General features: G+C 58.2%; 12 protein-coding genes and 1 pseudogene. 8 read left to right on the top strand and 5 right to left on the bottom strand.

Going from position 1 to position 14357, the window contains the following annotated elements:
- Positions 1–205 precede the first annotated feature (205 nt).
- Positions 206–499, top strand: coding sequence for a hypothetical protein (locus WDN46_04425; GenBank protein MEJ0092692.1), 294 nt, complete (start codon positions 206–208; stop codon positions 497–499).
- 153 nt (positions 500–652) lie between these two features.
- Here WDN46_04425 and WDN46_04420 read toward each other — a convergent pair whose 3' ends face one another.
- The gene (locus tag WDN46_04420; protein ID MEJ0092691.1) at positions 653–1771 is read right to left on the bottom strand and encodes an extracellular solute-binding protein; all 1119 of its coding nucleotides are present in this window, start codon (positions 1769–1771) and stop codon (positions 653–655) included.
- A 235-nt stretch (positions 1772–2006) separates the two neighbouring features.
- Between WDN46_04420 and WDN46_04415 the strand changes: the two genes are divergently transcribed.
- The 4 genes from WDN46_04415 (at position 2007) to cysN (ending at position 6087) form a co-directional block, all read left to right on the top strand.
- Positions 2007–2441, top strand: coding sequence for a heme-binding protein (locus WDN46_04415; protein MEJ0092690.1), 435 nt, complete (start codon positions 2007–2009; stop codon positions 2439–2441).
- Positions 2442–2589: 148 nt separating this feature from the next.
- Positions 2590–3144, top strand: a complete 555-nt coding sequence (gene cobU, locus WDN46_04410; GenBank protein MEJ0092689.1) for a bifunctional adenosylcobinamide kinase/adenosylcobinamide-phosphate guanylyltransferase — start codon at positions 2590–2592, stop codon at positions 3142–3144.
- 163 nt (positions 3145–3307) lie between these two features.
- Entirely contained in the window at positions 3308–4159 is an 852-nt protein-coding gene (cysD, locus tag WDN46_04405; GenBank protein ID MEJ0092688.1) for a sulfate adenylyltransferase subunit CysD, read from the top strand.
- The gene (gene cysN / locus WDN46_04400; GenBank protein MEJ0092687.1) at positions 4159–6087 is read left to right on the top strand and encodes a sulfate adenylyltransferase subunit CysN; all 1929 of its coding nucleotides are present in this window, start codon (positions 4159–4161) and stop codon (positions 6085–6087) included. Before cysD ends, cysN begins: the two co-directional genes overlap by 1 nt.
- A 758-nt stretch (positions 6088–6845) precedes the next feature.
- On the opposite strand, the gene WDN46_04395 is transcribed toward cysN, so the two are convergent.
- On the bottom strand, positions 6846–7469 hold the full coding sequence (locus WDN46_04395; GenBank protein MEJ0092686.1) for an IS5 family transposase: 624 nt from the start codon (positions 7467–7469) through the stop codon (positions 6846–6848).
- Positions 7436–7573 (bottom strand): annotated as a pseudogene (locus WDN46_04390) (transposase). Before WDN46_04390 ends, WDN46_04395 begins: the two are co-directional and overlap by 34 nt.
- A 543-nt stretch (positions 7574–8116) precedes the next feature.
- Between WDN46_04390 and WDN46_04385 the strand changes: the two are divergent.
- On the top strand, positions 8117–8602 hold the full coding sequence (locus WDN46_04385; protein MEJ0092685.1) for an MmcB family DNA repair protein: 486 nt from the start codon (positions 8117–8119) through the stop codon (positions 8600–8602).
- A 115-nt stretch (positions 8603–8717) separates the two neighbouring features.
- On the opposite strand, the gene WDN46_04380 is transcribed toward WDN46_04385, so the two are convergent.
- Both WDN46_04380 and WDN46_04375 read right to left on the bottom strand, forming a co-directional pair.
- A complete protein-coding gene (locus tag WDN46_04380; GenBank protein ID MEJ0092684.1) occupies positions 8718–9512 on the bottom strand; it encodes a Crp/Fnr family transcriptional regulator in 795 nt (264 codons plus the stop codon).
- Positions 9513–9830: 318 nt separating this feature from the next.
- The gene (locus WDN46_04375; protein MEJ0092683.1) at positions 9831–11906 is read right to left on the bottom strand and encodes an AI-2E family transporter; all 2076 of its coding nucleotides are present in this window, start codon (positions 11904–11906) and stop codon (positions 9831–9833) included.
- Positions 11907–12270: 364 nt separating this feature from the next.
- Here WDN46_04375 and WDN46_04370 point away from each other — a divergent pair, with 364 nt between their 5' ends.
- Positions 12271–13260: a flagellar motor protein MotA gene (locus WDN46_04370; protein ID MEJ0092682.1), complete on the top strand. Its 990-nt coding sequence runs from the start codon at positions 12271–12273 to the stop codon at positions 13258–13260.
- Between the two features lie 28 nt (positions 13261–13288).
- Positions 13289–14323 (top strand): peptidoglycan -binding protein, encoded by a 1035-nt coding sequence (locus tag WDN46_04365; protein ID MEJ0092681.1) that lies wholly within the window; start codon positions 13289–13291, stop codon positions 14321–14323.
- Positions 14324–14357 lie beyond the last annotated feature (34 nt).

Below are 14357 nucleotides of genomic sequence, written 5' to 3'. Positions count from 1 at the left end.
GCACGCGGCAAAGCGGATGCTCCCGAGGGTCCTCGCCGCGCGATGAGGCTTTTGGCCAGCTTAAAAGTAGTCCTTCAAACACAGCAATCCGTTGCGGCTCAGCTGGCTAAGGAGTACGATTGAGGGGTTGCAAACTAAATAAAATTAGGCCGCCAAGGTCATTCATTCCGTTCGATTTTAGGCGGCGCCTAAGAGGAGTGGGGAAATGTCCGCGACAATCATCAATTTTATTATTCAGCTCTTGGCCGGCGCTGTCGGCGGCAACCTTGCCGCGAAGGCTAAGGATTTTGGCCTCGGCCCAGTCGGCAATACGATCAGCGGGGCCATTGGCGGCGGCCTCGGCGGTCAAATTCTCACAAGCCTGATTCCCGCTTTGACGGGCGCAGGCGGCGTCGACATCGGCACGATCCTTGGCCAGGCGGTCGGCGGCGGCGTCAGCGGCGCAATCGTCACCGCGATCGTCGGCCTCGTAAAAAACGCCATGGCGAGAACGAAATAGCCCGACCCGCTCTGGCGATAGATTGGATTGTTTTCCGGGAATATCGCCTCGAAAAAGCTCGCGCTTTTTTGACGTCATGCGTCGACCCACGCCGGCGACGTGCGGTCGCCGGATGCTCGAGCACCGATCAGAGCGGCCGTAAAGAGAAGTTGCTCATGGATATTTGCCGGTTTTGATCCTGACCCATTCGCGGGCGATTAATTTTTGGGTCGCAGGGTCGGCGTTCGAGACCGCAAAAAGCCGGCTCATCATGTCCGGCTCGGGATAGATCGCCTTGTCATCAAGGATATCCTTCGCGATCCAGGATTTTGACGCTGGAACGCCATTGGCGAATTTGGTCGTATTGGTATTGCACGCGGCGATCTCAGGACGCAGCAAGAAATCGATCAGCGCATAGCTGTTTCCGGTATGCGGCGATTCTTTTGGAATGGCCAAATTGTCCAGCGATATCAACGTGCCTTCTTTTGGGATGGCGTAACCGATGTCGACGCCGTTTTCCGCTTCGCGCGCCCTCGCTCTTGCCTGGAAACCGCCCCCGGTCCAGCCAACCGCCAGGCAAATATCGCCGTTGGCGAGGGCATTGGGGTAGTCGGAGGAGCTGAAGGCCTTCACGTAACGGCGGAGGCCGCTCAAAAGCTCGGCGGCGCGCCTGAGGTCGTTCGGATTCTTGGAGTCGGGATTAAGACGCAGATAGCGCAAGGCGATGGCGAACAGATCTTCGGGGCTATCGAGGACGTCGATGCCGCAATCGGCGAATGCCTTGAAAATGTCCGGCTTGAGGATGGTGTCCCAAGATGCGACGAAGCCGGCCTCAGTGGACGCGGGAGCCAGCCTCGCCTTGGCTTTTTCGATGTCATAGGCGATGCCCGTCGTGAACCAAAGATAGGGGACCGCATACTGATTGGCCGGATCATAGAGGGCGAGACGCGCCATCAGCTCGGGCGAGAGGTTGCGGCTATTTGGCAATTTCGCCTTATCGAGTTTTTGCAGCGCGCCCGACGCGATCAGCCTTTGCAAGGATGCGCCGGGCGCGACCACCATATCGTAATCCGTTTTTCCGCCCCGGAGCCGCGCCTCGAGTTCGTCGCTCGACGCATAAGTATCGTAAACGATCTTGATTCCAGTCTCGCGAGTAAAATCCTCGAGGATTTTGGGATCGAAATAATCGCTCCAGCTCAAAATATTGACGATCTTCGACTCGGCGAAGGCGGGAGACGCGAGCGTGAAGAAAACAAGCGCGAATGCCCAGAATGTGATGCGGAAGGATCTCATTCTCACCCATTGTCGCAGCGCCGTCGCGGATTTCCACGACGATGCGACGATAGGGCAACTTCTTCGCGCGAACAATTGCGCCCGCAAGATGTTACCGAATTGGCTGTAAGAATGGCCGCGAGACGTGTTACTGCGGATTTATCCGGGGTTGAATTGCGCGCCCCGCGCCGCCGGTTTAATGATGCCGCGGGGATGCGCCACGGCGCTGGAATCGCAATAAGGGAGGCGAGCGAACATGCATGTTACCATCGCGCACGCGGAGGCAGCCATAGAGGCCGCGCGGAAGAAGGCCGTCGAGCTCAAAACGCAAATGTGCATCGCAGTCGTCGACTCGGGCGCCAATCTCAAAGCCTTTTATCGGATGGACGACGCCTGGGTCGGCAGCATCGACATCTCCATCAAGAAAGCCAAGACCGCTCTCTTTTTCGGAATGCCGACGGGCGCGATAGGCAAGCTGTCACAGCCAGGCGGCTCGCTGTTTGGCATCGAACATTCCAACGATGGGCTGATTACCTTCCCCGGAGGGCTGCCGATTGTCGATGAGGAAGGCGTCCTCGTCGGCGCAATCGGCGTCAGCGGCAGCGCGGTCGAGAACGATCATAAGGTGGCGCAGGCGGGCGTCGCGGTTCTCGGCGTCAGCGATCTGCCCGACCATCCGTGGCGGACCTGACGCGAATATTCGCCGCGCATAGGCTAGGTCGCGACGCTGCGTCATGTATGCGACTGTCCAAGATGAGGCCGCCTTCGCCAATTTGGCGGCCTTATCGTCTTATGCCTTTCAACGCTGCTTCAAAGAGCCTGCGGGTCGGTAACGCATCATGCCGCGTCTCAATCAGCCCGCCAAAAATCTCCTCGTTTTGGGCGGCGCGCGATCCGGCAAGAGCAGTTATGCGCAAAAGCTTGCGGAAACCTCGGGGCGTCGCCCGGTCTTGATTGCAACCGCGCAGGCCCATGACGCGGAAATGGCGGCGCGCATAGCCCGCCATGCCGCTGAGCGCGGCGCCGACTGGGGCCTCATCGAAGAGCCTTTGGAGCTCGCTCCCGCATTGGTGCGCGAAGCCCGCGAAGACAGAATAATCGTCGTCGACTGCGCGACGCTCTGGCTCAGCAATCTGCTGTTGCTCGAGGCGGATCTCGCCGAGGCGACAGACCAACTGGCGCGGAGCGTCGCGCGCCTTGGCGGCCCGGTCATTTTCGTCTCGAATGAAGTTGGCGGCGGCATCGTGCCGGAGAACGCGCTGGCGCGCACCTTCAGAGATGCCCAAGGCTGGTTGAACCAGGCGCTCGCGGCAGCTTGCGACTCCGTCGTTCTCATTACCGCCGGGATTGCGCTTCAGCTAAAGCCCTTAGAACAACCGCAATTCCGTTTCTGACCGGTTCGGTCTCCCTCGCGACCCGGGCGGGCGTTGCAAACGCAATAGCGAAGGAATAAATGGCGTCTCACGCTACGTGAAATCTTGCGTATTACAGGAACTATACGTGAAACAAGCCGCCTCCCCTCATCTGCGCCGCCTCGAAGCGGAAGCAATATTTATTATGCGCGAGGTGGTCGCGGAGTTTGAGCGGCCGGTGATGCTCTATTCCATCGGCAAAGACTCCGGCGTCATGCTGCATATCGCGCAGAAGGCGTTTTTTCCAACGAAGCCGCCGTTTCCGTTGCTTCATGTCGATACGACCTGGAAATTCCGAGAAATGATCGCCTTTCGCGACGAGATGGCGCGGCAGGTTGGGATGGAGCTTCTCGTCCACATCAATCAGGACGGATTGAACCGGGGCATTTCGCCGGTCGCATCGGGCTCCTCCGTGCATACGCAGGTGATGAAGACCGAAGGCCTGCGCCAGGCTCTCGACAAATGGAAATTCGACGCGGCTTTTGGCGGGGCGCGGCGCGATGAGGAGAAAAGCAGAGCCAAGGAGCGCATTTTCTCGCATCGTTCGGCGGCGCACGCCTGGGACCCGCGCAATCAACGGCCCGAACTTTGGCGTCTCTTCAACACAAGGATCAAACAGGGCGAGTCGATGCGGGTATTTCCCTTGTCGAATTGGACCGAACTCGACGTGTGGGACTATATCGCCGCAGAGGATATCCCGGTCGTGCCGCTTTATCTCGCCAAGGACCGGCCCGTCGTCGAGCGCAATGGCGCGCTGATCATGGTCGATGACGATCGCCTGCCCCTGCGGCCGAGCGAAACGCCGCGCATGGAGAAAATCCGCTTCCGCACCTTGGGTTGCTATCCGCTGACCGGAGCGATGCGGTCGGACGCCGAAACCCTGCCCGAGATCATCGCGGAAATGCGCGCCTCGACCATGTCGGAGCGCGAAGGCCGCTTGATCGATCATGACGAGTCGGGCTCTATGGAAAAGAAAAAGCGCGAGGGTTATTTTTAATGCTGGAGGCTGTGCAACAGCGCCAACAGGCGCCAGACTCGCAACAATCGCCGGCGCTTCCGACGTTGCGGCTGATCACCTGCGGCTCCGTCGATGACGGCAAGTCAACGCTGATCGGGCGGCTTCTGTTTGAGCAAAGCCTCATTCTCGACGATCAGCTCGCAGCGCTCGAACGCGATTCCCGCCGGCACGGGACGGATGGCGACAATATTGACTTCGCTCTCCTCGTCGATGGATTGGAGGCGGAGCGCGAGCAGGGCATTACGATCGACGTCGCCTATCGCTACGTTTCGACACCGCAGCGCTCCTTCATCATCGCCGATACGCCTGGCCATGAGCAGTATACGCGCAACATGGCGACGGCCGCCTCCGGCGCCGATCTTGCGATTTTGCTCGTCGACGCCCGCAAAGGCCTGTTAACCCAGACCTGCCGTCATGCCGCGATTGTCTCGCTCATCGGCATCAAACATGTCGTCCTGGCGGTCAACAAGATCGATCTCACCGGTTTCGATCAGGCTGGATTCGACAAAATCGTCTCCGCCTTCAAGACATTCGCCGCCCCGCTCGGATTCAAGACGATCGCGCCGATCCCGATTTCGGCCCGCCACGGCGATAATATTTCAGAAAAAAGCCAGAATACGCCCTGGCATAACGGTCCTGTCCTCGTTTCCTATCTCGAATCCATCGATGTCGAGGAAGACACCAGCGGTCAGCCCTTCCGCCTTCCGGTGCAATGGGTCAATCGCCCGCATCTCGATTTTCGCGGATTTTCGGGAACGATCGCGAGCGGAACGATCCGCCCCGGCGACAAAATCGTCGTCGCTGGTTCAGGCAAAACCTCGCGTGTCGAGCGCATCGTCACCGCCGACGGCGAACTTCCCGTCGCTGCGGCGGGCGACGCCGTCACTCTCACCCTGGCTGACGAGCTCGACATCGCGCGCGGCGATGTATTGTCGGAGGTGAAAAACCGGCCCGAGGTTTCCGACCAGTTCGCCGCCCACATCATATGGATGAGCGACGACAAATTATTGCCGGGCCGATCCTATCTCTTGAAAGCTGGGGCGAAAACGGTCCCGGTCACCATCACGGAGCTCAAACACCGCATCGACGTCAACACGCTCGGCGAATTGCCGGCGCGGACCTTGAGCCTCAATGAAGTCGGGGTTTGCAATCTGGCGACGAGCGCCCCTATCGCCTTCGACCCCTACGCGGAAAATCACGCGACCGGCGCCTTCATTCTCATCGACCGGGCCAGCAACGCCACGGCGGCGGCGGGCCTTATCTCGTACGGTCTGCGCCGGGCGACAAATATCCACCGCCAGGGGCTAAATGTCGCCAAGATCGACCGCGCCCGGCTGAATAACCACGGACCGGCTGCGCTTTGGTTCACCGGCCTCTCCGGCTCGGGTAAATCGACCATCGCCAATCTGGTCGAAGCACGGCTTTACGCGCATGGCGTCCACACTATCCTGCTCGATGGCGACAATATCAGGCATGGGCTGAACAAGGACCTCGGATTCACCGAGGTTGACCGGGTCGAGAACATCCGGCGCGTCGGCGAAGTGGCCAAGCTCATGGTCGAGGCGGGGCTGATTGTTTTGTGCTCGTTCATCTCGCCGTTCCGGGCTGAGCGGCAGCTTGTGCGCGACCTGTTCGATGACGGCGAATTCATCGAAATATTCGTCGATACGCCGATCGCCGAATGCATAGCGCGCGATCCAAAGGGCCTCTACAAAAAAGCCATTGCAGGCGAGATCAAGAATTTCACTGGCATCGATCAACCTTATGAGGCGCCCGAGGCCCCGGATCTGGTTGTCGCGCGCAAGAGCCAAACAGCCGAACAGGCCGCGGCTGCAATTGTCGCGACGCTGATCAAACGCGGCTTCATCGACAGGATTGAAGAGCCCCGCGACGATTGGTCGATCTGAGATAGACACAGACCCATCTTGCGTCAAAGAAACGCGCTCCGGTGGGGTCATCCACGGCCCTACGACGACTACGCGGCGCCTCGTGGCAACGTCAAACTTGGTCCGCCTGCTTGGAACATCACCACGCTTGAACCTCAGTCTGGACAGGTGGCCGGCTATCTGCGTCACGCGATTCAAGATGATATTTTTGCGCTCTGATCAATCGCCTATTGGATTTTGACAAACTAATCTCTCTGTCTGGCATGCGTTGAAGCGTACAAGGCCCACAACTTTTCTTTCATGGACCAAGATGATGAAGGTTATTCGCAGGGAATTTGCCTGTGATGATTGTTGTGTATTAACAGCTGTTATGTAACATAATGAATGTGGATAATTTTTTGTTATAATGTGGCATTTGCCACAGACAGAAGCGTAGCCATGACAAAATATGCCGGAGTTAAGGCGATCAACAAAAAACTAATTGGACAACTCTAGCAGCCGTATTCAGGCCCAACGAGGGTGATAAGCATGTACGTCTTATTCATACGCGGAATACGCAAACAATATAGATGACATAAAAGATACATAATAGAGTAGCGTCAGAGTTTGTAAGGCGTTAGGGAACCCCATGACACACGATGTATTGTCTACGGACGCACCGGATGAGATTCAACCTGCACAAAACGCGCACATAACAACCCAAAATACATTAGACTATATCTCGTCATTAACAAACGAACTGGCGCAACTCGCATTCGAGGGACGCCTAGGCTCAGGACTCATTGATTGAGATAGAAGAGGACGGCGGCTGCGATGCAGATGGCGGAGAAGAAAGTATGGGCGCATCGATCATAGCGGGTTGCGATGCGGCGCCAGTCCTTGAGCTTGGCGAAGAGGTTCTCGATTCTGTGGCGCGTTCGATAAAGCGTCCTGTCATAGTGGAGCGGCGCTTTGCGGCTTCTGGTTGGCGGGATGCAGGGCTCGACGCCCCTGGCCTTCAGCGCGGCGCGGAACCAGTTGCTGTCGTAGCCCCTGTCGGCGATCAACATTGAAGCGGGCGGTAAAGCCTTGAGCATCAGCCGCGCGCCCTTGTGGTCGCTCATCTGGCCCTCCGAGAGCAACATGACGAGGGGCTTGCCGGCGCCGTCGCAAACGACGTGGAGCTTCGAGTTCAGTCCGCCTTTCGTGCGCCCGATACGGCGGGGAAGAGCCCCTTTTTGAGCAGGCTCGCCGCTGTGCGATGCGCCTTCAGATGCGTGGCGTCGATCATGATGCGCTCGGGCTTTGGACCTTCGCCAGCGAGCGCGGCGAATATGCGGTCGAAGACGCCGAGCCGGCTCCAGCGGATGAAGCGATTGTAAAGCGTCTTGTGCGGCCCGTAATCCTTGGGCGCATCTTTCCATTGCAGGCCGTTGCGGATCACATAGACGATTCCGCTGACCACCCGACGGTCGTCAACCCGCGGAACGCCATGCGACAGAGGAAAATGCGGCGCAAGCCGCGCCATCTGCCGCTCGCCCAACAAAAACAAATCACTCATCCCAGCCTCCCCATGCGGAGACCAGGAATCACATCTCAGGCAAATTTAATAGGTCCTGAGCCTAGATTTGTTGTGCTATCTCCTTCGAAAGGCACAAACAGAAGCGGATCGCCTTATGGCTCACACGTCGTGACCCCTTCGACCTTGTCAATAATATGCGCAATTTTGGGGGCGGCTCCGGCTCTCAGAGCGCTGTTCCGCTAATCGGCGCCGATGCGGCGGGGATGAGAAGCTCCGCCGCATCAATCTAACTCACGGCGCCTCGCGAAGCGCTGCCTTGCGTTTTGATTGACGCTGATCTCAGCAAAAACCCGCGGCGGCGGCCTTCTTCAGAACTAGACAAGCTTTGGCAACATAGGCCTCGGCGCTTGTTCAATGCGAAAATCTCCCTACCCTGCAATACTTACGCCTTGAACGTCGAATCAGTTTGACACAAGATCCGTCCGGTATTCCTGCTCTGTGAACGTCACCCAAGTCTTTTCGCCGATCAGGAGCCTCAATCAAACCTCTATGCCAAAATTGCTCCAGCCCATTGTGAGACAAGATGGACGCCAGTCCGAAACCGCTCTCTTCGTCGCGCGCGGAACGCGGCGGCTTTTGCGCCGATTGAAATTCTCGACCCTCACCGAACTTTCCCTGCTCTCGGGGCGACGGGCCGACATTGTCGCGCTGGCCGATGATGGCGCGATCCACATTGTCGAGATCAAATCCTCGATCGCAGATTTTCGGGCGGATATGAAATGGCGCGACTATCGCGCCCATTGCGACCGGCTTTATTTCGCCATTCCAGAAACTGTGCCAGTCGAGATCATGCCGCCGGACGCCGGCCTCATCATCGCCGACGCTTATGGCGCGGAGATTGTGCGGGAGGCGCCCGAACATCGGATTGCCGCGCCAACGCGGCGCGCCGTGCTGATGCGCTTCGCCCATGCGGCGGCGCATCGGTTGCATGGCCTAAGCGACCCTGAGGTTTTGGCGCTGGAGCCGCTGGGCTGAACCAATCTGGCCGCCCTCGCCCGCGGAGAGGATACTGCTATCCCCACCTTGCATCTTATCCTGCGTCAAAGCCTCGTGATGACTGCGCGAGGCCCTATCCACCGATCGCGAAATTTCATGTACAAATTGGCGACGTCAAACGTCTAGGCGCTTGCTTCGAATAGAGCGCAAAAAATTGCTGACGCAGTTCATTTATAACCCCGTAGCACTCGCATACTGACGATTCCAGGCCGGGACGATCTTGAATTTGGATCTTACCGCGAGAATAGCTAATCAATCCTGCCATCTGAAGACCTTGTGCAGCAAGAGTCACCGATTTCCGATCGACGCCAAGCGCGTGAGATAGAGTTTCATGCGTAAAAGGAAGATGTTCGCTTTCGGCGCAGTCAGGCATGATGAGCAGCCAACGGCAGAGCCTTTCATAAACAGTGTGCACGGTATTGCATGCGAGAGTCTGCTGCATTTGTGCGAGCCGCATGCTTAAGTAGTTCATTAGCACACGTCGTAATGTTTCGCTTCTCTCAAACTCCTCTCGCAGGACCTCAACCGGGATTCGGAATATCGTCCCTTCCAGCAGTACGTGACAGTGGCAGTATGTGATTTTGCTATAAATGCCAGCGAAGCCAAATAGGCCTTCATTGCCTATGTTTCCCGTCTCAATTGCAGATCCTCGCTCTAAAACGGTCGACAGCGTAAGAATTGCGCTTTTCGGAAAGTAGACATATTCGAAAGGCTCATGCGCCTCAGCAATAACATCGCCAAGCTTGGCCTTCATTGTTTGAACATGTCGCTCAAGCCGTCGGCGACTGTCCGCATCAAGCGACTCAAAGATGATATTTTTGCAGTCCGATCGATCGTATATCGGATTTTGCTGGACTAATTTTTGTTCCGAATGTCCGTAGATCGCCATATCGAGGCCACAACTTTCGTCTGCGCCGATTCGGTTGTGTATAATTTTATATTGACAGTTGTCAGACAGCGAATAACTATTGATAATCAAGTGTTCTTATGTGTCAATTAGCCACAGGCGAGAGCGGAGCCATATCCATCTATGGCCCAGATAAGTCGCTCACAGAATTGGCGTTTGCGGCGTACCTGGGTTTACTGCACTAACTTCTTAGAATGGCTCAAACTGAAGCTGATCCAATTGCTCGAGGCCCCAAGGCCACCGTTTGTCGCCCGCGGAGACCACGAAGTTTTGGCGTTAAGGCCGTTCGACCGAACAAATCTAAGCCACTCCCGCTAGCCCCGGCGACGTGGCGGCCTCGCCAGCCCGCTCTTCTGCGCCGGACCGGCCCACAGAAGATTGGTCCGGCGCTTGAGCCTCCTGCACGCAAAATGTTACGGCGTCGACAAGGCGCGTTGCGCAGAAATCGGCCTTCGTCTGGGCGCAAAGATCGGACGCTTTGTCCGTATCCCCCTGCCAAAAGCCGGCAAGAATCTTTGCTTCCGGCAGGCGGCGGCGCAAACGGCGAACCGCATAGCGCGCGCCCGCCGGGCTGACGTCGGCGTCAAGATAAGACAGGCAAATGATCTGCGCCCCCGTCCCCGCAAGATGCATCACCCCGCCGATAGTCAGCATTTCCGGCGGCTCGATTTTGGCCTGCACGCCGTGTTTTTCGAGGATTTGCCCAAGCAACGCCGCCGCCGCTTCGTCAAGCGGACTGCGGCCGGCGATGCAAAGCACCGGTTTGCGCGCCGATTGAACCGAAGGAAAGGCTACCGGCGCCTGCCCCGGCGGCTCGTCGGCAAGAACCGGCGAGTCGGACGAGGTCAGCAACGCATAAGGCTCCGCTTTCTCCGAAGCTGGCGCATCCGGCTTTTCATCCGCTTGATCGGACAAATTCTCGATGACTTCCTCGATCGTCTCCTTGATCCGGTTTTGTCGAGGCTCATCAAGCACGCCGCGCCGCAGATCGGCTTGCGCCATCAACAAGGCCTTCAGCGCAACGTCGTCATAATAAGCGATGAGCGAATTGGTTTTCAAAAACCGCTCGGCCTGATCGGTGACTTCAGACGCATCGCCAACCAGCATGCGCTGGTAAAAGTTTTCGACCGGCGTCAGGGCCGGCGCATCGCCCAAGATCACGTCGAGAAAACCAAGCTGGTCCACATGCCGGCCAAGAACGAGAAGGCAGACCGTGAGGGGCGTTGACAACACAAGGCCAATCGGCCCCCAGAGCCAAGTCCAGAAGGTCGCCGAGACTATCACGGCGATCGGTGAAATTCCGGTGTTCTGGCCATAGAGCCAAGGCTCGACAATGTAGCTAATCGCATTGTCGACAATGAGAAAGAGGGCCAGAGTTTCGAGCGCCATCCCCCAGCCCGGATCGACGGCCCCAGCCAATGCGATGGGGAAGGCAGCGGCGATAAACGACCCGATATAGGGAATGAAACGCAGCAGAAACGCGGCGATGCCAAACAGGATCGGGCTCGGAACCCCGATCAGATAAAGCCCCAACGCGACAATGACGCCGAAGCTGGCGTTGACCAGCGTCTGCACCAGAAAAAAGCGGCTCAACCGCCCGGCGGCGTCGTTCATGGCGACGGTCGTGCGTTGCAGATCCTGCGATCCAACAAGTCTTATGAATCTGTTTCGCAGATCCTCGCGTTGAAAAAGAACGAAAATCACGAAGATGACGACGATGCCGATCGTCTCCAGCGGGGAGAGCGCCGTTCCGGCGACCGTCCGCAGCACGGTGAAAGGTCCGGGCGAAGGCTCATGCACCTCAACCGGCACCGGACGCGCCCCTTCTTGCGCCTGCGTCAGTATATTTCTCTGCGCGTTCTGCGAAGATTCCTCGCTCGCGAGCGTCCGATTTGGACTTTCGCCAATGCTTTCGAACGCCGTCGCGCCCTTCTTGAAAAGCGCATTGCCCGTCACCGCATCGCGCAACCGCCCGATCTTGACGTTGATCGTCGTCTCATATTTCGGCAAGTCGACGGCAAGGTCGGAAACCTGTCGGGTCAAAACGGCGCTGATCGTAAAGGCGATCAAAAGACTGGCGATAACCACGATCACGACGGATACAGCGCGATGGAGGCCCAAGCGCCGCAAAAGCAGAATGGGCGGCGATAGGACGAAACTGAGCAGAATGGCGATTGCGATCGGCACGAAAATGTCGCGGCCGACATAAAGCGCGGTAACCGCCAGTGCGCCGACAAAAAGCGTCGCGAGCATTTCCAGCGTCCGCGCCGGGTCGCGCCCCGCGTGCCTGCGAGCCACGGACCTTTCGAGCAAATCGCTCATCTGCTCCTCCACAACCGGTCCGGGCAACTCTCCATGGGGCTCAAGGTTCCGCATGGCGTCCCGGTCGAAATTACATAGCATATTGAAATAACGTATTTTTCAGAAACAGAGGGTTCTCGTCGCGGCGAGCGATTTCGCAGCGCCCCTCGCTCTTTGCGCGCCGCTCAGGCGCAGTTTTTAGAAGGTTCAGCCGCTTCGCTTCGTCAAATGTCTGGTCCGATCACGGCGAATCTGCTTACACTCGGGAGAGAGCAGGATCGCATCGCCAGAAAGCGATTCTGTTCCCTATCTGGCTGTTTTAACGCATGATCTTGGCCGAAAGGCCGACACGTTTTCAAAGATCATGGTCAAAGGATCGGCGCAATGACCATCGCGGAAGCGCTTTTCGACGGCCTCTCTTGCGCAGCAGGTGATCGACATGGGCCCTTTGATCCACACGAGGAATGACCGTCCCGGCCAGCTATCTGCGCCGCTCATCTTCCTTGTGCGTATGCTGGCGTTTCTCATCCTAGCCGGTTTTTGCGCGCTCATTCTGCATCGCCAGATCATCACCGCCTTCATGGCCAATCCCGGCCTCAACGGCTTGATCATAGGAGTGCTCGCGTTCGGCATCATCATGGGGCTGCGGCAGGTCATCCGCCTGTTTCGCGAAGTCCGATGGGTCAATGCGCTGCTGCGCGGCGAAGCCGGGCGCGTCAAGCCGCCTGTTCTTCTGGCCCCCGTCGCATCGCTCATTGGCGACAAGCCCCTGGCGACTGCAATGGCCCCGGCGCCTTTGCGCGCCGTTCTCGACACGATCGGAGCCCGGCTCGACGAGGCGCGCGACACGGCTCGCTATCTGACCGGCCTGCTCATTTTTCTCGGCCTGCTCGGCACGTTCTGGGGCCTGCTTGAGACCGTCGGATCGATCGGCGGCGTCATCAAGTCGATGCAAACCGGCTCCGACGCCGCCGTTATGTTCGATGATCTCAAAAACGGGCTCTCGGCCCCAATCGCCGGCATGAGCATTTCCTTCACCTCGTCCCTGTTCGGCCTCGCCGGCTCGCTGGTGCTCGGCTTTCTTGATCTCCAGGCCGGGCAGGCCCAAAACCGCTTCTTCACCGAACTCGAGGACAGCCTGACCGCAATCTCCGTAGCCTCCCCGCTCGAGACTTTGCCAGGACTCGAGGGCATGTCCGTCGAGCTTCGCATCGCGCTTGAAAAAATCGCCGCGGGGGCCGACCAGAGCCATGCGAAGGCGACCTCGATCGCAGTAGCCAATCTGGCGGAAGGCGTTCAGTCGCTGGTTCAGCATATGCGTTCTGAACAGCAGATCATCCGCGATTGGGTTGAGGCTCAGGCCGAACAGAACCGCGAGGTTAAGGTCGTGCTGCAAAGTCTCGCCGCCGAATTGAAGGAGCGCAACTGATGCGCCTCCGCTTAAGGGAGCGGCTCTGATGGCCTCCCCCCGCGCGCGTCAGCGCATGCGCCAGATCGATTATTGGCCGGGCTTCGTCGACGCTCTGTCGACCATGCTGCTCGTGATGATTTTCCTGCTGTCCGTTTTCATGCTGGCGCAATTCTTTCTCGCCCGCGAGGTCATCGGCAAAGATACGGCATTGCAGAAACTCAATCGCCAGATCGAGGAATTAACCTCTCTGCTCGCGCTTGAGCGTACGAGCAAGACCGAGGCGGAGGGGACCGCGGCCACGCTTTCGGCGAATCTTGAGGACGCTCAAAAAGACAATACGCGCTTGCAGAGATTGGCCGATTCCAGCAAAGCCGCGGATGGGGTCGACGCCGCCAACGCGCGGATCGCCGACGCGCGGCAGGAACTCAATGCCGAACAACAGATTTCCGCCCGCGCCCTGGCGCAAGTCGAGATCCTCAACCAGCAGATCTCGGCCCTGCGACGCCAGCTGGCCGCGCTCGAGGACGCCTTGTCTGCGTCAGAAAAATCCGGACAGGAATCGCAGGCGAAAATCGCCGACCTTGGTTCTCGCCTCAACGTGGCTCTCGCGCAGAAAGTCCAGGAGCTCGCCCGCTACCGCTCCGATTTCTTCGGACGCCTACGCCAAATTCTTGGCGACCGGCCGGGCGTCAGCGTCGTTGGGGATCGATTTATTTTTCAGTCTGAGGTGCTCTTTCAGTCGGGCCAGGCGAGCCTAGACCCGGCGGGGCGCGACGAGCTCGACAAGCTGGCGGCCGCCTTGGTTGAACTCGAACATGAAATACCGCCAGATATTCCCTGGATCATTCGCGTCGACGGCCATACTGACAAAAAGCCGATTCAATCGACGCAATTTCCCTCGAACTGGTCATTGTCCGCCGCGCGCGCCATCGCGGTAGTGCAATATCTCGTCGGCAAAGGGGTGGCGCCGCAACGGCTCGCCGCCGCCGGCTTTGGCGAATTTCAGCCGCTCGACTCCGGCGATAGCGACGATGCCAACAAGCACAACCGTCGAATCGAATTGAAGATTACGGAAAGATAGCGCCGCCGCAGTGCCGCGGGACTCGCAAAGCGCG

This window comes from Methylocella sp. (genome assembly GCA_037200525.1).
Lineage (GTDB): Bacteria > Pseudomonadota > Alphaproteobacteria > Rhizobiales > Beijerinckiaceae > Methylocapsa.
This window is presented reverse-complemented; position numbering and strand designations above follow the sequence as displayed.